This is a genomic window from Pelagibaculum spongiae (genome assembly GCF_003097315.1).
Lineage (GTDB): Bacteria > Pseudomonadota > Gammaproteobacteria > Enterobacterales > Pelagibaculaceae > Pelagibaculum > Pelagibaculum spongiae.
In genome coordinates, this window is the sequence record NZ_QDDL01000001.1 from 794,380 (window position 1) to 813,680 (window position 19,301).

The 19,301-nt window shown below is 43.7% G+C and carries 14 protein-coding genes; 6 read left to right on the forward strand and 8 right to left on the reverse strand.

The window, feature by feature from the left end; translation table 11 throughout:
* Positions 1–125 precede the first annotated feature (125 nt).
* Complete coding sequence (locus tag DC094_RS03430; protein ID WP_116685669.1) at positions 126–2,714, reverse strand: M14 family zinc carboxypeptidase; 2,589 nt, start codon at positions 2,712–2,714, stop codon at positions 126–128.
* A 479-nt stretch (positions 2,715–3,193) separates the two neighbouring features.
* Between DC094_RS03430 and DC094_RS03435 the strand changes: the two genes are divergently transcribed.
* Entirely contained in the window at positions 3,194–4,150 is a 957-nt protein-coding gene (locus tag DC094_RS03435; protein ID WP_116685670.1) for an alpha/beta fold hydrolase, read from the forward strand.
* Between the two features lie 110 nt (positions 4,151–4,260).
* Here the strand turns inward: DC094_RS03435 and DC094_RS03440 are convergent, their stop codons facing one another.
* Positions 4,261–5,763, reverse strand: a complete 1,503-nt coding sequence (locus DC094_RS03440; protein ID WP_116685671.1) for an oxygenase MpaB family protein — start codon at positions 5,761–5,763, stop codon at positions 4,261–4,263.
* A 35-nt stretch (positions 5,764–5,798) separates the two neighbouring features.
* Between DC094_RS03440 and DC094_RS03445 the strand changes: the two genes are divergently transcribed.
* From DC094_RS03445 to DC094_RS03465, 5 genes are all read left to right on the forward strand, one after another.
* Positions 5,799–6,266: a hypothetical protein gene (locus tag DC094_RS03445; RefSeq protein ID WP_116685672.1), complete on the forward strand. Its 468-nt coding sequence runs from the start codon at positions 5,799–5,801 to the stop codon at positions 6,264–6,266.
* Between the two features lie 10 nt (positions 6,267–6,276).
* Positions 6,277–6,639: a hypothetical protein gene (locus tag DC094_RS03450; RefSeq protein ID WP_116685673.1), complete on the forward strand. Its 363-nt coding sequence runs from the start codon at positions 6,277–6,279 to the stop codon at positions 6,637–6,639.
* Between the two features lie 435 nt (positions 6,640–7,074).
* Entirely contained in the window at positions 7,075–9,048 is a 1,974-nt protein-coding gene (acs, locus tag DC094_RS03455) for an acetate--CoA ligase (protein WP_116685674.1), read from the forward strand.
* A 290-nt stretch (positions 9,049–9,338) separates the two neighbouring features.
* On the forward strand, positions 9,339–10,862 hold the full coding sequence (locus DC094_RS03460; RefSeq protein WP_116685675.1) for a flavin-containing monooxygenase: 1,524 nt from the start codon (positions 9,339–9,341) through the stop codon (positions 10,860–10,862).
* Between the two features lie 140 nt (positions 10,863–11,002).
* On the forward strand, positions 11,003–11,671 hold the full coding sequence (locus DC094_RS03465) for a hypothetical protein (protein WP_116685676.1): 669 nt from the start codon (positions 11,003–11,005) through the stop codon (positions 11,669–11,671).
* 3 nt (positions 11,672–11,674) lie between these two features.
* On the opposite strand, the gene DC094_RS22815 is transcribed toward DC094_RS03465, so the two are convergent.
* From DC094_RS22815 to DC094_RS03495, 6 genes are all read right to left on the reverse strand, one after another.
* Positions 11,675–12,850, reverse strand: a complete 1,176-nt coding sequence (locus DC094_RS22815; protein ID WP_133245457.1) for a septal ring lytic transglycosylase RlpA family protein — start codon at positions 12,848–12,850, stop codon at positions 11,675–11,677.
* A gap of 3 nt (positions 12,851–12,853) precedes the next feature.
* Positions 12,854–13,813: a lytic murein transglycosylase B gene (mltB, locus tag DC094_RS03475; protein ID WP_116685678.1), complete on the reverse strand. Its 960-nt coding sequence runs from the start codon at positions 13,811–13,813 to the stop codon at positions 12,854–12,856.
* A gap of 64 nt (positions 13,814–13,877) precedes the next feature.
* Complete coding sequence (gene rodA / locus DC094_RS03480) at positions 13,878–15,014, reverse strand: rod shape-determining protein RodA (RefSeq protein WP_116685679.1); 1,137 nt, start codon at positions 15,012–15,014, stop codon at positions 13,878–13,880.
* Positions 15,011–16,957 carry a penicillin-binding protein 2 gene (mrdA, locus tag DC094_RS03485; protein ID WP_206605556.1) on the reverse strand — a complete coding sequence of 649 codons (1,947 nt, stop codon included), beginning with the start codon at positions 16,955–16,957 and terminating at the stop codon, positions 15,011–15,013. The genes rodA and mrdA overlap by 4 nt, the downstream gene beginning before the upstream one ends.
* A gap of 206 nt (positions 16,958–17,163) precedes the next feature.
* A complete protein-coding gene (gene rlmH, locus DC094_RS03490; RefSeq protein ID WP_116685680.1) occupies positions 17,164–17,634 on the reverse strand; it encodes a 23S rRNA (pseudouridine(1915)-N(3))-methyltransferase RlmH in 471 nt (156 codons plus the stop codon).
* Between the two features lie 276 nt (positions 17,635–17,910).
* Entirely contained in the window at positions 17,911–18,996 is a 1,086-nt protein-coding gene (locus DC094_RS03495; RefSeq protein WP_206605557.1) for an HNH endonuclease signature motif containing protein, read from the reverse strand.
* Positions 18,997–19,301 lie beyond the last annotated feature (305 nt).

Below are 19,301 nucleotides of genomic sequence, written 5' to 3' on the forward strand. Positions count from 1 at the left end.
AAATTCAAATTTGAGCAAATTCAAAGCAAAAAAAACCACCATAACCATCAATTAACACCTAGTTAAATTGACAGCATGGTGGCCTATTCACTTAGCGCAACAGCTGTTCTTTTGGCTTGATCAGATTATGGAATCAAACGAATCTGCCACTGTTGCAACGAGCCAGTGTCTTGGTTGTAAACGTCTTGCACCTGCAAGCTCCAATCACCGCTAAAACTTGAGAACTGGCTAGTAGACAGCGTAGCGCTGTAGGTTTTATTACCACTTAAACCATCATTACTATCGTTGTTTTTAACCAGTAACGTTTGGCCGCCTTTGCTCAGATTAATCTTCAGATCACCGTGGTAGCTATGGTTTAAAGTTACCGAAATTTCAGCGCTGCTAGCCAAAGGCGCATTTGCCGCAACATTAATACTACTGGTGATCGATCCCTGGTCTGGAATTGACTGGCTTTGTTGGTTTTCATAAATTAGCTGATTATTGCCACCGCTATCTCCTGCGGTAATTTCAACCGTGTAATCTTCTACTTCGCCATAGTTAAAACTGCCACAACTGGAAGGCTGCTGGTTGTAACGCATGGCCACCCGCATTGCGGTTTTTCCTTCATTGGCGGTTGCCGGAATAGTGATTTGACCAGATGCCGCACTTTTAGAAGGTGCTGCAGCAAAAACAGTTTCTCCTGCATCATCAAAATCACCATCTTGGTTGAAATCAATCCAGACTTTCCAGCCTTCGTTATAACTAGAGCCCGAAAATGACGGTGTTAGCGAAACACTATGATCACCCTTGGCAAGGCTGACCACTGAACCACCATTTTGCTCAGTAAAATCGCTATATCCCGAAGCATTAGATGATTGATTAAAACTGCCAATCGCTACTTGCGAAATCCATTCTTCATTACTGTTATTGCCTTGCGCCGCACAGTATTCAACCGCCGGTGGATTGGTATCTTCTCCAATCACAAGGAAACTGGCAGAAATCGGCCCCCAAATACCTGAAGCATCTTTCGCTCGCAAATACACCATATGCTTGCCATCAGACAAACCGCTGGTATTAATTGTTGCCGAAGCCACTTCGGTCTTTTGATTAAAGCCGCCGTCAGTTGCCGTTAATGCATTGGCAGTAGCACCTGATTTCCAAGGCGGAATATCTAGATAATATTCAGCTGCAGAAATATTGTGAGTGGTTTCAGTTCCATTGTTTTGATTAAAACGGGTATCGGTAATTTGCGCTGTTACCGTAACCGCCGATCCAGCAGGTACACCACCAGTCGCCGCGTTATTAGTTAAGGCAATGTTCGAAACATCTGGCCCAGACGGCGTAATGTAAGGCGCACGAACTACTTTGGCGGCGTATAACAGTGCTGGTAAATTCTTCGGCTTGATAGTGTTTTGATAAACTGAGCAGCTCTGGAAAAAAGCGGTACCTAATTCAAAGGTATATGCCGGTACACCCAGCTCGCCATAACTGACACCATCGCTAGTGCCATCGGTTGGATATAAGCCAATAGACTGCTGTGGCGTGTAATTATTAAACCAGGCAAAGCGGCGCCCCAGTGCTTGTAATGCATCACCATTAGGTGCCGGTGTATTGCTATGTCCCCACGGCCAAAGTATTAACTCACTATAACTATGAACATCGAGGTGAATACCTTGGGTATCTGCCGGTGCCGCGTCATTATCATTCGGGCCACGACGATCTGGCCACAAGCTACGCACATAACTTTCTATTGCCTGAGTTTCTGGCTCAGATGCTGGAGTTGGCCCACGGTAGGTATCATTACACTGGGAACCGCTAGAACCATTGGCGCTATTCCAACCATGGGTAAAGTTACGGTTTAAATCGACACCGCGTTTATTACTGGTTGGGCTACAGAAATTCTGATTGGTATTTTTACGCCATGAAATACCTGTTTCTGCTTTTTTGCGACCATCTGGATTGGTCTGCAACATAATATGCACTTGGTGGTTATCTAAAACCCAGGTGATATCGGCATTTTCACCATAGCCTTCGACCAGCTGACGCGCAAAATCGAGGGTTAATGCTGCGGTGGTATATTCACGGGCATGAATCGCACTATTAATAAACAACACTGGTTTATCACCGGAGGTTTGTGTATTGGTCAGCTTTAACACCCGAATATCATGGCCGCCTAAACCTTGCTGTTTTTTCCATGAATCGCCCACATCGATCCATGATGCCAGATTCGGATAATCTGACTCCATTTGAGCCGCTGCGGCAAAGGACTCTTCGACCGTTTCATAACAGCTGTAACCCGGGATGCTCTGTGCCACAGCATTGATTGCAGCAAAAGGAGCATTGCCCGAGCCCAGTGGATTAAATTGTTGCAGCGCTAATGCGCCCAAACGCTGGTTGCGTTGCTCGATATAGGCAACTGCAGGCGTAAAACTGAAACCAAATTGCACCAGCTTTTGCTGATCTTCTGGCGATAGATCCATTACCAGATAACCTTGTTCTAGATGGCTTTCTAATAACTGTGAGTGAAAGGTGATTGAGGCTTTACGGGCGATATCCTGAGAAGGAAATACCGCTTTAACAATAGAATCTGACTGGGCAACTTCCTGTTCGATCAACTCTTGTATATTTTCTGCCTGGGCCAACGGCGAAAATAACAAACTGCTACTGATGCCTAATATTGCCAGAATACTCGATGCAATGGGTTTGATTCGGCACAAACTGTGCTTTTTTAGCATAAAACGTTCCTTGTTTGTTGTTGTTTTTATCTGCTGCTATTTTGTCGAACTTCATCCCTTCTCGACACACTAGCCATATATACCCAAACCACCAGCGTCACTGTAAAACCATCGCTAGCGACAACTGTGATTTAGCTGAAAGCTCAAGCAGTTAATTACACTCAACTAGCAAAGTCAAACCACACTAATCATTACCTTAACCACTACGCAACAAACAAGATGAAAACCGCAAAACCGTCACTTTTTTTGGCTTTCGCCCACAGCAATTTACAACCGTCAGCATTCATCTATAAAAATTCTTAGTAGAAATCCTTCACCAAAATAACTACGCTGTCACCACATTTTAAATAGGCCATCCTTTCTGTAACAAACATCTAAAAAAAGTATCTTGCTGGTATTTTTTAATTTAAATTTTCACTTTAAATATCGTAAAATGCTTTTTAAATAAGAACAACAATGAAACTAAAGGTGCACCCACCATGTCGCAACCCCAGTCAGTAGCAGAAACTCCCGCTTCAGGTTTTTTAGATAGAGGTATTGCTGCATTAGGTGTGCAAAATATCCCAGTGCAACAAATTATTGAAAAATATGCCACAACAGAAACTGGTTCGTTATTTGTCGAGGTAGCAGGCGTCAATGTCCACTATCGTGATCAGGGTGAAGGAACCGTCATACTGCTGCTGCACGGTATTCTCGACTCATTACATACTTGGGATTATTGGGTAGAAGCTTTTGGTAAAGGCTATCGACTGGTAAGGCTCGACTACCCAGGCTTTGGGCTGACGGGTGGCTGGGCTGATGGTGAGTATTCTAAAGAGCGCTGGTTAGATTTCTTTGGACAGTTTCTAGAGAAAATCGGAGTAACTGAACCAATTCATATTGCTGGGAATTCTCTGGGCGGTGGTTTTGCTTGGCAAATGGCAGTCAATAAACCGGAAAAAGTAAAATCTATCATTATGCTAGATCCGGTAGGTTATTCAGAAACAGGGACGCCTTGGCCAATCACAATGGCATCACTGCCAATTGCCGGTTCCATTATGCGGCTTTCTACGCCCCCGATATTATTTCGTTTTGGCATTGGTCAGCTTTTTGGTGATAAAAATAAAATCAAGCCTTGGCATGTTCAACGCTACATCGATTTAAGTGCTCGCCAAGGCAATCGATCTTCATATGTTGATGCGTTTCGTTATTTAACTAAAATGATGAAACATCAAAAAGAAATGCTTAAGAAAATTCCTGAAATTAAAATACCGGTGCAATTACAATGGGGCGACAAAGACCCATGGTTTTTAGCCAGCATAGAAATTGATATGTGGAAAAAAGATTTGCCTGATCTGGATCTAGTAGTGTTTCAAGGTGTCGGTCATGTGCCACAACTGGAAGTGCCAGAGTTATCCGCCCAATCTGCTCGGCGATTTATTGAAAGCCAGCAATAACCGATATAACTCTCGATTTAACTTGGCAGGCTGTGTTCAAAAACAGCCTGCCAGACTAAAAACAACTGCGCATATGGTTACACTGCTGGGTAACACTTTTTCGATAGCGATTAACTGTTAGCTGATTTTAAATCTTTAGCTGTCGAATGATCATGACTATCGTAGGTCATTTTTACTTCATCGCTGCCATCACGTTTCATCAGTTTTGCAACCAACCAGACAAACTTTTTATTAGAAAACGCTCTATGTTTTATTCTACGGCGCTGTTGGCGAAGTGAGTGACCGGGAATATTTCGATCAATCAACAAATACAAACCTCTCACTTGTTTGATGATGCTAAATAACGGCATTGACCACCAAGCCTGCTTTGGCATACCCGGCATTAACTCAAAAATCTCGTCTCCATAAGCCCACTGGTTAATGCCATTCAAAAAACCTTGGGGCAAAGGTGCTAATTTTTGCATTAATTTTGATCGCTGCCTTTTCGCTAGCAACTGCGGAATGCCGAAATAGAAAGCCTGGTTCAGTTGCTCAGTAAATGGCGTAACCCCTTCACACATCGACAAAGAATGATCAATGTACAAGCAACATTCATCTAAGTCTTTCGGCAATAAGTGGTAATCAATGCCATTAATATAAGAAATCACCCTCGCTAGCTCACAACAGCTTTCATAGTCTTCTCGGCTATAGCGGGCACCCAGCGAAGCGCTAAACCAAAGGCAAAATAGGCTGAACATCATGCCGCCAGTAGTAGAGATACGCATCGACATGGGATGTCCGCGCTGATCAAAATCCATAATGTCTGGCTGATTCTCAACCTTGATCACCTGATTACGAATTTGTGAATGCATTAAACGCACTCTGACACCGGTCTTAAGGCTTTTACTAAACCTCTGAAATACATCAGCCGATGAAACATCACCAACAACATAAGAACTGGTTTCAACAAATCGACTTAGGGAATTTTCAACATCAAAAAATCGTCCGGTTGCACCGACCATTCGCGACACAGGCCCGATTGAAGAAGATACCCATATCAAGCTGGTATTCGCCATGTAATGAATGGCTGGCGACATATCAGCGAGTAAATCAGCACCTTTTTGAGCTTTTTCTAGATCAAATAATTTCGGCGTTGCATCAACCTGCTCGAAAAATTCTTTCATAATTTCCGGCGGCTGATCGACACTGTCGATACCATTTTCCAGCGCCTGCTCAAATAGACGTCGGCCAGAACCATCCTTTTGTTTTTTCACCCACAAAGCTAGCTGATCGCCCACCCAATCGCCTTCCCATTCAGCATCCACCCACTGATCTATGCGCTTTTTCCAGGGTCGAAATGCCGCTGAAGACGTTTTCATCCAATAGCCGGTATCGGAAAATAGCATTTGCCGATAACCTTCATAAAGCGAGCTATAACTAGCGCTCACGGCAGGTGCCGGTCGCAACGGCTGTTCGGGTTGTTGCTTGCGATAGAAATTATATGGATGATCGTTAAATGCTGAAGTCACAGTTTGGCGAGCCTTTTTTATTATTTTAAGCGCTTGCTGATTGTGCACTGCCAAGCCAAAGTATTCTATGATATTGGCAGGCAATTTTTTGTTTACTGCAGACAAAATTGCGCTTTTGAGAATTAAACGGACAATAACAAATGCTCATTATTTTACAACTTCAGCGCTGCACTAATTTTTTTCAGTACCTATGCATTTTGCTGTTTGTTTTTTGCTTTAGCTGCGCCCAAGCTACGACTCCAATTACTGATGAAAGCCTACTCCAGCTAGGCAACCAATTTCAGAAAACGCGTAAACCGTCTCAAACACGCAGCGATGATTTGCTATGGCAAGGTAAAAAACATCAACTGATGCAGCAAATAGCCCAACAACTAGACCTGCAATTTTTTAACTGCTCAAGCATTGAATCATTGCTCGGGACAGCTGACACACAAGTGGCTATTCAATCGCTAGGCGAAGTTAACTGGACGTCTCAATCGCCAAATCAGCAGCAATATCAACAATCAAAACTGTTGGCTTATTATTGGCGGCAACAGCACGATATGTTGATTGTGGCTTGCTCAGAGCAACAAACTGCTCTAACTGGCTGGCGTTATTTATGGGAGTAATCACCCTGCGATGAAATACAGAAAAATTGAAATCCAGATTTCTGATGATAAAACTTTTTACATCCTCCTTGAAAAAGAAGCATGGAAAACAATAGGAACGAGCTGCTTATCATTTGCTCGTCGAGTTAAATATAAAACAATAGCTGCTCCAGTAGGTACTTCTGATTCATACATCAAAAGCTATATTGAAGCGCCTTCGGTTGGAGCTGTTCCATGGAATGGGATACAAACTCAAATCTCTGAAATCTCTGATGCTGGATATTTTTTAATTGCAGTCTATCTCGGAAAACTTGATTCTCACTTTATTCGACTTTGCTCTGACGCTTGGTACCATACTCACGGCACTTTCCTGCAAATGGGAAAAAAGTTCTAAACAGCGACACCTATGCTGGAATCGATTCTTTGATAACGGGAACCACTCCTCCAGTAATACCAGGGAACAGATGTCTCGGCCTATGGCTGATTCCTTTCACTGAAGATTATGATGCTAAAGATAAGAAAAAGTATCTTGTAAAAACCAAAAATGTCTACTCTATAAAAAAGCCATGAAATTGCTGTCAACCCTTATCTAGCAGCATCGAGAAGAGTGAATTCCAACCAGCCCGTTCCTCTACTCCAACCATCCGATAACCCAGATTCTATTTGCACCTTTCACTGCAATCTGGCTTTAATATTGTCACTTGGCTCAAAAAAAATAACACGAAACAAATCGGCCACTACTTACTCGCTTATACCAAAGTCGAATGGTTTGTTAGCGCCATTCCTTTTAAAAATGAGTCCATACAGATCACAAGAGCGAGGTATCGCCATGATTGATAGTCAGATTGCTGCACCAGCCACCTTAAACCCGACCAATACGGGATCCACTCACAGTCGACTGGATGAAGCCAAGTATCGTGAAATGTATCAGCAGTCGGTTATCAATCCCGACGGATTCTGGCGCGAGCATGGCCAGCGACTAGACTGGTACGCCCCTTATTCTCAGGTGAAAAGTGTTTCATTCGATGAACACTTTGTAGACATTAAATGGTATCAAGACGGCACTTTGAACGCGTCTTACAACTGCCTTGACCGTCACCTTGAAACGCGTGCCGACCAAGTTGCGATTTATTGGGAAGGCGATGACGAGCGTGAGTCAAAAGCTGTTACCTACCGTGAACTCCATGAAAGAGTCAGCCGCCTAGCCAACGCTCTAAAAGGCCAAGGTGTTAGACAAGGTGAAGTCGTCACCATCTACATGCCAATGATTGTAGAAGCGACCATCGCCATGCTGGCTTGCGCCCGAATTGGTGCAGTTCACTCGGTAGTATTTGGCGGTTTTTCTCCCGACGCTTTAGCCGGTCGAATTATCGATTGTGAATCCAAAGTTGTTATTACTGCCGATGAAGGCATGCGTGGCGGCAAAGCGGTTCCTTTAAAAGAAAATGTTGATGAAGCGCTAACGCACCCTCAACTAAAAACCGTTGAAAAAGTTATTGTTTATCGCCGTACCGGCAACCAAATAAATTGGCATCATCATCGCGATGTTTGGTGGCATGAGCTGGAGCGCATTTCCTCTCCCCATTGCCAACCACGCGAGATGAATGCAGAAGATCCGCTGTTTATTCTTTATACCTCTGGCTCAACCGGTAAGCCTAAGGGCGTGGTTCATACCACCGGTGGCTACATGGTTTATGCATCGATGACCCACGACTATGTCTTCGATTATCGGGAAGGCGAAGTCTATTGGTGTAATGCCGATGTTGGCTGGATTACCGGTCACTCTTACATCGTGTATGGACCGCTAGCTAATGGCGCAACCCAGGTGATGTATGAAGGGGTACCTAACTATCCTGACGTTTCTCGACTGTGCAAGATTGTCGATAAATACAAAGTTAATATTCTTTATACCGCGCCAACGGTCATCAGAAGCCTAATGGCCGCGGGTGATGAATCAATTTCCAGCACTAGCCGTGAAAGTCTGCGTTTGCTGGGTTCGGTGGGTGAACCCATCAATCCAGAAGCTTGGAATTGGTACCATGATAAAATTGGTCTTGGTAAATGCGACATTGTTGACACTTGGTGGCAAACCGAAACTGGCGGCATAATGATCACGCCGATGCCTGGCGTAACTCAGCTAAAACCTGGTTCAGCAACTCGCCCTTTCTTTGGTGTTATTCCGGCCTTGGTCGATAATTTGGGCAACCTAATCGATGGCCCAGCAGAAGGTAATTTAGTACTGCTCGATAGCTGGCCGGGTCAATCAAGAACGCTTTACGGTGATCATGACCGATTTGTCCAAACCTACTTCACTCATTTCCGGGGCATGTATTTCACCGGAGACGGTGCAAAACGTGATGAAGATGGTTACTTCTGGATTACCGGTCGAGTAGATGACGTTCTCAACGTATCTGGCCACCGTATGGGTACCGCAGAAATTGAATCTGCATTGGTCGCCCACCCAGATGTAGCAGAAGCCGCTGTTGTCGGCGTACCACACGATATTAAAGGTCAGGGTATTTACGTTTACATCACCCTTACCAACGGTAAGGAGTGGTCAACCGCAGATACACCGACAGAAATGCGCAACTGGGTGCGCCACGAAATTGGCCCAATTGCTACACCTGATGTGATTCAACATGCACCAGGATTACCAAAAACTCGATCGGGTAAAATTATGCGACGTATTCTGCGCAAAATTGCTACCGATGAAATCGATACACTTGGCGATATCTCGACATTGGCAGACCCTTCAGTTGTTGAACAATTAATTGAAGGTCGAAAGCAGCTAACCAATGGCTAAATCGCTTTGAAGTAAAGAAAAAACTACTCCCGACTGACCTCGGACTTGTTATCCCGCCCATAGAGGCGGGATTTTTTTTGCCTTGAAATTAAACCGGCCTCCAAGATTATTATAATGCCAACATCAACCTAACTATCTGCAACAAAGCCATTGTAAAGCAGTCTATTTAACAGAAAACGAGCTTGCTCGTTTTTTTAATCCTACAAAAATAAAACTCGACAAAACATTTCAATAAGATTTATGCTACGCAGAATTATTTTTCATAATTAATAACAATAAGAGGTTTTATCATGAGCATTGCCCATTTGAAAGGCACATCCAATCCTAAAATAATTATTATTGGTAGTGGCTTTGCAGGCATCGGCATGGCAATCCGCCTCAAGCAATCTGGCATTAATCAGTTCATTCTTCTAGAAAAAGCATCCTCTGTTGGCGGCACTTGGCGCGACAATCATTACCCTGGCGCAGCTTGTGATGTTCAATCACACCTCTATTCATTTTCTTTTGAAGCAAAGCCAGACTGGTCACACATGTTTGGCAAGCAATCAGAAATATTAAGTTACATTGAGCACTGCGTAGAAAAGTACCAACTAGCACCACACCTTAGATTTGGCTGTGAGATAAGCGGCGCCGAATATGATCAAGCCAATGGACTGTGGAATATTCAAACTAAGGATGGTCAGCTGTTTTCTGCCAATGAAATTATTTCAGCTTCTGGCGGGCTAAGCCAACCAACGCTTCCTAATATTCTTGGCATTGAAAAATATCAAAAAGAATCATTTCATTCTTCTCGTTGGAACCATAATTTCTCAGTCGAAAATAAAACAATTTCTGTTATTGGTACCGGTGCCAGCGCGATTCAATTTGTGCCTGAATTATTAAAGCAAGGAGCAAAAGTTAAGCTATTTCAAAGAACACCACCATGGATTTTGCCTAAACCTGACCGAAAGATTGGAAAGTTTGAACAAAACATTTATAAAAAACTACCTATTTTACAAAACATTTTTCGCCAATCAATATTCTGGAAGTTAGAAGCTCGAGCAACCGGCATGGTCAACTTTCCATGGATATTAAAAATTGGACAGAAATTAGCAAAGCGTCATTTAAAGAAAATCGTTAAAGATCCGGTGCTATGTGAAAAACTTACACCAAATTACACCATCGGCTGCAAACGCATTTTGTTATCAAACAACTACCTTCAGGCAATGCAACATCCGAATTTAGAATTAATTACCGATGCTGTAACTGAAATAACAGAGCAAGGTGTATCAACGGCCAATGCAGAGCACTCTTGTGATGCAATTATCTACGGCACCGGCTTTAGCGCTGCAGAAAACTGCATTCCATTTCCGGTCACCGGTAAAAATCAGCAAACCCTATCTGATTATTGGAAATCAATTAATGGTGCTGAAGCATACAAGGGCATCTCGGTCAATGGCTTTCCAAACTGGTCATTTATTGTTGGACCGAATACTCTACTGGGGCACAGTTCAATTATCCTAATGATTGAACCGCAGGTAGAACATATTCTTCGGTTAATTAAAGAACGTCGCATCAGAAACCTTAAATCGATCGAAGTATCTGAGTCTGCCCAGCAAGAATGGAATAAAATTATCCGCAAGAGATCAGAAAAAACAGTTTGGCAATCTGGCGGCTGTCAAAGCTGGTATCTAACTAAAGATGGAAAAAACACTACCTTATGGCCCGGCTTTACTTTTGAATTTAAAAAGGCATTGTTAGCTAATGATATAAGCAATTATCAACTAGAAGAATACACTGCGAGCTCCGCTACAGCAGATGAACAAATCGCCTAAAAAGCCTTAAGTTAACTCCGGGCGATATTTTGTAGAATATTGCCCGGGCGATTGAGCTAACAAAATGCTCTAATAATTTTGTTGCGAAATAGTCTATCGTTCTATTACACCAAATTAAACAACTCAGCATTACCATCAATATGAAACCTCTCAATGAAAACGCTCAAATATTACCCCCCATAAATGATTTTTACATGGAAAGCCCCCATAATGTTCAGCGGCGCATAGCATATACCGATAAGTGCTCGCCCGTCGAAGTTTGGTTTTTAATTCCAACCTATAATTTAAATATGACTGTTGACTGCATTGGTTTCGCGCTAGATACGTTTAGGCGATTTGGCTATAACGTCGAAATCCAAAAGTCACAACCTGTATTAGACGATGAATTTATCGAGCTTGGAAATGTAGACAAAATTCAGATGGGCGATTTAGTTGTGCAAAAATCTTCCGATGACAGGTTCATTCATTTTGCTCGGGTACTTAACCCATCAACACATAGCGAAGGCCATATTATTCTTGAAAAGCTGGGGCGCCTCAGTCCTCAGTACAGAAAAACAGGGCAACTTCTCAAGGATCCTTCACACCCAGGCTGTACACTTACTTATTATAGGGAAATTAATTTATCTAAAAGACCTTGGATAATCGAACTACTGAATTTTCACAAGTATTTAGCCACTCAACCTGGGGCAGAACAAATCATTGCATTTCAGCGATCTTTGATCCCTAGAGAATCATCTGTAAATCCTTCACCTAACCTAGACATTGGAACTCGCTTGGCGCAAATAGCAGATAATTTTTTCAAAAAATAAAGCTCAACGAACTGAATGCACCGACACACCCTGCGCTTGTAATTGCTGTTTATAAGCTTCAGCTTGGGCGCTTTGTTTAACTGGACCGAGCTTAACCCGCCACAACTGGTCTTTTTTACTTTGCTCAACAAATAGCGGCCATTCAGTATTCTGCTTAGCCAGCGTTTTTATTAGCGCCATGGCGCGGGCTTTTTCTGAAAATGCCCCTAGCTGCAGCCAATACTTCTCCTCTGACTTACCATCAAGGCTGTTACTAATTACTGTTGGTGTATTGGCAGACATCAATGGTAAATCCTTTTTAGGCAAGCGTGCATTAATTGCTGGTTCCAGTTTATCGGTGATGTTTGCTGGTTGGTTTATAGCGTGACTTGAAGGAGAATTTTCCACCGCCATTGCAGCTGATTGAAACTCCGGAGGCCTAACAACAGGAGCTGCTGCGGCAACTGTTTGACCGGCTGCTAAAGCACTTGTTGCTGTGATAGCATTAGAAATTATTTTTTCAGATGTACCCGTAATTAATCGATTACCGCTAGCGTCTTTATTATTTTTAATCGGTTGAAGCGTTTTTACTGGTGCACGCCGTGCCGTTTGCATGGTTTGTCGTGCATCGGTTTCAGCAGTCAAAACCTCTACTTTTACCTTGGCAGTACCACTTTCGGTAATACCTAAACGCTTGGCAGCGGCCCAAGATAAATCAATCACTCGCCCTTCATGAAACGGGCCGCGATCATTGACTCGTAATACTAATGACTGCTGATTATCTAGCCGCGTTACTCGCACATAACTAGGCAAAGGTAAGCTTTTATGCGCCGCTGAAAGCGCAAACATGTCATAGACTTCTCGATTGGAAGTCAGCCGGCCATGGAATTTTTTGCCATACCAAGAGGCTAGCCCTTGCTCGGTATATCCGGCTTGAACCGATTCCATTACTCGATAGGTTTTGCCAAACACCTGGTAACTCGACGGATTGCCATAACGACTTTTCGGCTCATCGATTACCTGGGGCTCTGCTTTAATTAAAGAAACATCTTCTTTAATCAATTGGCTTTGGCTAGGTGGGCCATCGGTATTCGATCCAATCTTTTTTGGCAGCACACCACCACAACTAACCAATAACAAAACGGCCGGTGCTAATAGCACCAGCCGAGATGACAGCATCCCTACTGTAAAAAAATTCACGAGTTAATTCAGTCCTTTTTCAATTTCCCGACTTAACTGCCAAACTGCCATGGCATATAAGGCGCTATGGTTATATCGAGTGATTACATAAAAGTTATGTAATGTGGTCCAGTATTCTTTTTTATCTTTCTGCCTTAACTCTAGCAGGCGAGCAGGCATTTTATCTGACCACTGCTTTGGAATATCTGGAACACCGGCTTCTCTTAATTCACCCAGAATAAGATCAGGCTTGAGCTTTCTGTTCACCAGACCGGGCCATGGTTTGTAGTTTATCTCACTAGTGATCGCAACGGGCTCACCCGCCTTCCAACCATGACGCTTAAAATATGCGGCTACTGAGAAGATTGCATCTGCAGTGTTATCAAACAGATCGACTACCTGGTCGCCATCGCCATCTACCGCGTAATGGCGATAACTACTGGCAATAAACTGACCTTTACCCATCGCACCGGCATATGAGCCCATCGGCTTTAATGGATCAAACCCTTGTTCGCGACATAGCAAAAAGAACTGCTCTAGTTCCGATAAAAAGAATTTACTGCGTTTAGGATAACTAAAACCCAAAGTCGCCAGAGAGTCGATCACTCGATAGCCACCAGCATGTTTGCCATAACGGGTTTCGACACCAATGATTGCGGTAATCACTAATGGATCGACACCATATTTTTTAGCTGCTGCATCAAGCGTTAATTTATTCTTTTGATAAAAATCAACACCTTGATCGATTCGTTTTTTACCGAGAAAAATTTTGCGGTATTGATACCAGGCTTTACCCTCAGCAGGTCGACTGATCGCGTCAATAATTCTTTGTTTGTGAACCGATTGATCTATCCAGCTTTGCATTTTAGCTCGGTCAAAATTGTGCTTATTGACCATAGTGTCGACAAAGTCAGAACGAGGATCTGCATTGGCTGCAAAGGCCATGGAACCGGCCAGCAAAATCGCCAAAGTCTTTTTAATCATTCACTTCTCCCTGTATTGGGTCCGATTGCCAGCAATATTGATTGGCTTGGCAATTTATTATCGGTTAACCACTAATCCGTCTTGGATGGGTACCTATAGACATCAGCATACCGAAGCTTAGTAATAGGGTCACCATCGAGGTTCCGCCATAACTCACCAATGGCAAAGGCACCCCTACCACCGGCAGCAAGCCACTGACCATTCCAATATTGACGAAAACATAAACAAAAAACGTACAGACAATGCTACCACCTAGCAAGCGACTAAAACTGTCGGGGCCTTGCATTGCTATAAAGAGTCCACGGGCGATAATCAAGAAATAAAGCGTCAGTAAAATCACAATGCCTGCTAAACCTAATTCTTCACTAAATACCGAAAAGATAAAATCGGTATGCCGCTCTGGCAAAAATTCTAGCTGCGACTGAGTACCCTGAGTCCAGCCTTTACCAAATACACCGCCAGAACCTATCGCAATTTTCGACTGGATAATATGATAACCAGCACCCAGCGGATCTCGCTCTGGATCTAAAAAGGTATACACCCGCTGCTTCTGATAATCACGCATCACAAAAAACCAGAAAGCAACCACTGCAGGAATCGCAACAATTGCCGAATAAATCAGCCAACGAATACGCAGCCCAGCAAACAGCAATACAAAAAAACCGGCAGCGAATACCAAAATAGTCGTGCCTAGGTCAGGCTGTTTTAAAATCAGCACTGCGGGCAATGCTAATAGTACCAAGCTAAACGCCACTGACTTTAAGTCTGGTGGCAAACGCCGCTTATGCATCCACCAAGCGATCATGCAAGGCATGGCCAACTTCATTAGTTCTGAAGGCTGAACTCGAGCAACCCCCACATCCAACCAACGCTGGGCACCCTTGCCTTCCACACCCACTAATAAAACGGCTACTAGCATTGATAGGCTAATGGCATAAACCACAGGAGCCCATTGTCGAATAATTCTCGGATTAAGCTGGGCCACCACGATCATCACTAATAAACCGGCAACAATTCGAATGCCTTGGCTTCGAATCATCGCCAGACTCTGGTTGCTAGCACTGTATAACACCAATAATCCCAAGCTAAGCAATGCCAACAACAAACCAAATAGAGGTAAATCTATATGAAGCCGATGGGACAGCGGCGTACTGGTCATGCTGGCTTGGCCATCCAGTTTACGTTGGAAATCCTTAATCATTGGCTGGCCTCATTTGAGTTCACTTCAGTCGCGTCATCAATTGAAGGCTCAGCAACTTCATCTTGCTGATCAGATTCTGGCAACATACTAAACGTGGATTGATCGGGCTGATTTAATAGCCAAGCATCCATTACTTTTCTGGCAACAGGCCCGGCAACCGCACCGCCTGACTCTCCGTTTTCAACTATAACTGCGATCGCAATTTTCGGATCATTTAATGGTGCCCAAGCAGTGAACAAACCATGGTCTTTTAACCGGTCAGCTACATCCTCGGCAACATATTCATCTTCCTGCGCAACTGTAAACACTTGAGCAGTACCGGTTTTACCTGCCATTCGATAACTAGCACCTAAAGCCGCACGCCGCCCGGTTCCTCGAGACGAATGAACCACCGCTTCCATTCCTGCAATGACTGCTTTCCAAGCATTTTTCTTTTGCAATACAATCGGCAAGTTCTCAACAACTTCAACCGGCGATTCTTGCCCTTCTGCATTGAGCATTTTTCTGGCCATTCGCGGTTGAAACTGTTGACCTTTCATTGATAGAGCGGCAGTTGCATGTGCCAATTGCAATGGTGTCGACAATAGATAACCCTGACCGATACCAACAATAACCGTCTCGCCTTGATACCAAGGTTTGTTATAACGCGCTCGCTTCCATTCCCGTGACGGCAAAATACCGTAAAGTTCTTCACCTAAATCTATTCCGGTAGATCGGCCAAAACCAAATTGATCCATAAATGCTGAAATTTTATCGATGCCCAGCTGCCAAGCCATATGGTAGTAATAGGTATCACAAGACTGCGACAAACTATGTTGTAGATCGACATGACCATGACCCCTAGCTTTCCAGTCACGGTAGCGGTGATCATCATTGGGCAATGAAAACCAGCCAGGATCCTGAATTTTAGTGTGGATATCTACCGTGCCTGACTCTAACCCTAGCAATCCCATAAAAGGTTTAAAAGTTGATGCTGGTGGGTACTGGCCGCGTAACGCCCGGTTAAATAATGGTTGGTCTAAATTACTTTTTAATCGGTTGTAATTTTTATAATCAATCCCGCCAACGAACCAATTAGCATCAAAACTGGGTGATGACACCATCGCCAATACACCGCCATCACGTGGATCAATCGCGACGACTGAACCCCGCCGTCCTGCTAAAGCATCTACTGCGGCCAGCTGAACTCGAGCATCAATATTTAACACCAAATCTTTTCCCGGCACCGGTGGTTTTTCTTCTAGAACCCGAATCACTCGCCCACGAACATTGGTTTCTACCCGACGAAAACCAATCTGACCATGTAGATCTGGCTCATATTGTTTTTCAACACCTAATTTACCGATATTACGAGTTGCAGCGTAGTTAGTGGCATCCAGCCGAGTAAGTTCATCAACGTTTATTCGCCCAACATAACCTAAGTTATGTGCCAAAGCAGCGCCCAATGGATAATGACGAACTAGCCGTGCATTGAGTTCCATCTCAGGGAACCGATGTTTATTAACCGATAAAAAAGCCACTTCCTGCTCAGTTAAACGTCCACGAAGCTGCACTTCTTGAAATCGTCGTTTCCTGCGCAGCTGCTTAAAGAACGTTTCTTTTTGCTGCTCAGAAATATCGATCAGCTTGGATAACGCTTCGACTACTTGCTTAACATCCTTGCTTCGCTCTGGCACTAAATCCAATGACCAAGTCGGTAGATTCTCCGCCAGCAGTACACCATTACGGTCATAAATTAGGCCGCGACGCGGTGCAACAGGTTGAATACTAATTCGATTTCTTTCAGAAAGGGTTTCAAAATGGCCGTACTGACGCACTTGTAAATCACCCATGCGGGCAACCAACATTAATAGCATCAACAGCATAAATATCAGCGCCAACCAACTTCGCTGGGTAACAATTCGCCGTTCTTCTTTAGGGTCTTTCAGATGTTGCTCAGCCACAAAAATCTCTTTTTTATCCTGGCAACCCACGGTGCCGGTATATTTTCAACAACCTTATTTTTCAGAAACAGACAACAATAGCAATCTGACTTATCCCGCTCTATCTCGCCCTATTCATATAGTGGCGCACCGACAGTCATCTCGCCGGGTATATTTTGCGTATTTTGGCGTTTATGTTGCGGCTCAAGTTGTCGAATGATTATTCACTATTCCCTGTGATAAGGATGATTGTGGATCAAACTCCATGCGCGATAGAGCTGCTCACCAAGCACCACTCTGACTAATGGATGCGGCATAGTCAAAGGCGAAAGCGACCATTTTAAATCAGCTCGAGCTACACATGCCGGTGCTAATCCTTCTGGACCACCAACCAGCAATACTAGATCACGGCCTTCATCGTGCCACTTCTCCATTTGCCGAGCTAGCCCTGGAGTATCCCAACTCTTACCGCCAACCTCCATTGCCACTACACGTGCACCTTTCGGAATGGCCGCCAGCATTAGCTCACCTTCCTTTTCAGTAATACGTTTGATATCAGCGTTTTTACCGCGCTTTCCTGCTGGAATTTCCACCAGTGTCACACGGTAGTCGCTAGGCATTCTTCGGGCATATTCTTGGTAGCCTTCAACTACCCAGCCGGGCATTTTCGAGCCAACTGCAATTAAGTGGATCTGCATAAATCTATCTGGTCAAAACCAACAAAGGTGACAAGGCCGCTATTCTAATCGGCATCTGGCTCAAGGGGAAATATCAGCGTCAGGAAACTACTTTGGCAAACGGCGCAGCAACGGGCTATACAATGAGAGTTGCTTGCGATCAAAATAGAATTTCAACATTCAGGATTAAATGAGGATCTAGATTAAGCGTTCGAAAGTGACAACCTTATCTAAGACGGGTCACCTGAAAATAAAAAAGGCCGCCAAATTCGGCAGCCTCTTTGGTCACTGATGGAATTAATTCCCCCAGATCACATCTACATATTCAGGATGATCGATAAACGGATTTCGATTTCCCTGATGCTTTTGTGCGCCAGCATTTCGGTCTGTTTCTTTCTTACTGACTGGGTCTTGCCTGTGCCATTTCATGAGTAATTTTAATGCCCATGGCTCAAACACTACATCGCTAGATCCATCCAATACCGCATTAGAATTACTGGAATTAGTTTCCCAACTACCAATGACATTTTGATAGCGCGTTGCCATATAGAAATAACCGCGTGCTAAATCACCTTTGAACTCATCGATTGGCTCAAAAACTGTACCAGAAAAACCTAAGTTTGATGCTGCAGAACCCACTTTTGAGCCGTTGCTAGAAGTCCAAGTCGCTGCGCCTACGTCACCATATGGCAGATTGCCGCGCTTACCATTAACATAACCATCGGAAGCAACAATATGGTGAACATCCGAATTCATTGGCGCTCGTTTTCCACCAAACCAGCTTTTAGGAAAAGAGTGCTCGCGGTTATAGCAGCTACCTTCGCCACGATAATTACCACACTGATTCGTTACTTTCTCATAATTATAGCTATCTGTACCATTCGGATTTTCTGAATACATATCTAAAATTGAACCATCATTTTCATAATAGCTATCAATTTCATATTCCTCATAAAAGTCCCATAGAGCGTTATAACTACGGCTGCTGTGATCTTTAATGATATTAAATAATGCCGTCTTTAACGCATAACCGGTCAAATTTTCCGCATCTTTATAATAAGTAATTAGCGCTGGATCTGTCGGCGTTGGCGGATCTGTTGGATCTGTTGGATCTGTTGGATCTGTTGGATCTGTTGGATCTGTCGGATCTGTTGGATCTGTTGGATCTGTCGGATCTGTCGGATCTGTCGGATCTGTCGGATCTGTCGGATCTGTCGGGTCTGTTGGATCTGTTGGATCTGTTGGATCTGTCGGATCGACCGGCGTTGTCGGATCAGTTGGATCAACCGGCGCTGTTGGATCTGTTGATGTGTCTTCACAAGCCGTTAAAAACAGCGAAGCCACCAAACATGTACCAAGCATTATTTTCGGAAATCTATGCATTATCCCCATCCTAATATCTCGATTATTATTTATGAAAACCGAGCTACTTTAACAGAAACAATATTACTTTCTAGCTACTAACTATGCTGCAACCTTGCCAGATCAAAAAATATGTAACTAATGAAAATAAATGTTTTACCAGACATAGAAAAATGACAATTACGAGCCGTTAGGGCTGCGGAATTAAATAATACACCGGTTGCTAATTATTCAGCTTTACCTGTGAAGATGTGGGAAAATCTTAGAGTTTTGCTCCCCCTGCTTATGGATACCCGCCTCCCATGCCGAGCATGACAGAATGACTA

Excerpts from the sequence above, each read along its gene's own strand:
- acs (WP_116685674.1), top strand. The coding sequence starts at position 7,075 with ATGATTGATAGTCAGATTGCTGCACCAGCCACCTTAAACCCGACCAAT.
- DC094_RS03435 (WP_116685670.1), top strand. The coding sequence starts at position 3,194 with ATGTCGCAACCCCAGTCAGTAGCAGAAACTCCCGCTTCAGGTTTTTTA.
- DC094_RS03460 (WP_116685675.1), top strand. The coding sequence starts at position 9,339 with ATGAGCATTGCCCATTTGAAAGGCACATCCAATCCTAAAATAATTATT.
- rlmH (WP_116685680.1), bottom strand. The coding sequence starts at position 17,634 with ATGCAGATCCACTTAATTGCAGTTGGCTCGAAAATGCCCGGCTGGGTA.
- DC094_RS03430 (WP_116685669.1), bottom strand. The coding sequence starts at position 2,714 with ATGCTAAAAAAGCACAGTTTGTGCCGAATCAAACCCATTGCATCGAGT.
- DC094_RS03445 (WP_116685672.1), top strand. The coding sequence starts at position 5,799 with ATGCTCATTATTTTACAACTTCAGCGCTGCACTAATTTTTTTCAGTAC.
- DC094_RS03450 (WP_116685673.1), top strand. The coding sequence starts at position 6,277 with ATGAAATACAGAAAAATTGAAATCCAGATTTCTGATGATAAAACTTTT.
- mltB (WP_116685678.1), bottom strand. The coding sequence starts at position 13,813 with ATGATTAAAAAGACTTTGGCGATTTTGCTGGCCGGTTCCATGGCCTTT.
- DC094_RS03495 (WP_206605557.1), bottom strand. The coding sequence starts at position 18,996 with ATGCATAGATTTCCGAAAATAATGCTTGGTACATGTTTGGTGGCTTCG.
- rodA (WP_116685679.1), bottom strand. The coding sequence starts at position 15,014 with ATGATTAAGGATTTCCAACGTAAACTGGATGGCCAAGCCAGCATGACC.
- DC094_RS03465 (WP_116685676.1), top strand. The coding sequence starts at position 11,003 with ATGAAACCTCTCAATGAAAACGCTCAAATATTACCCCCCATAAATGAT.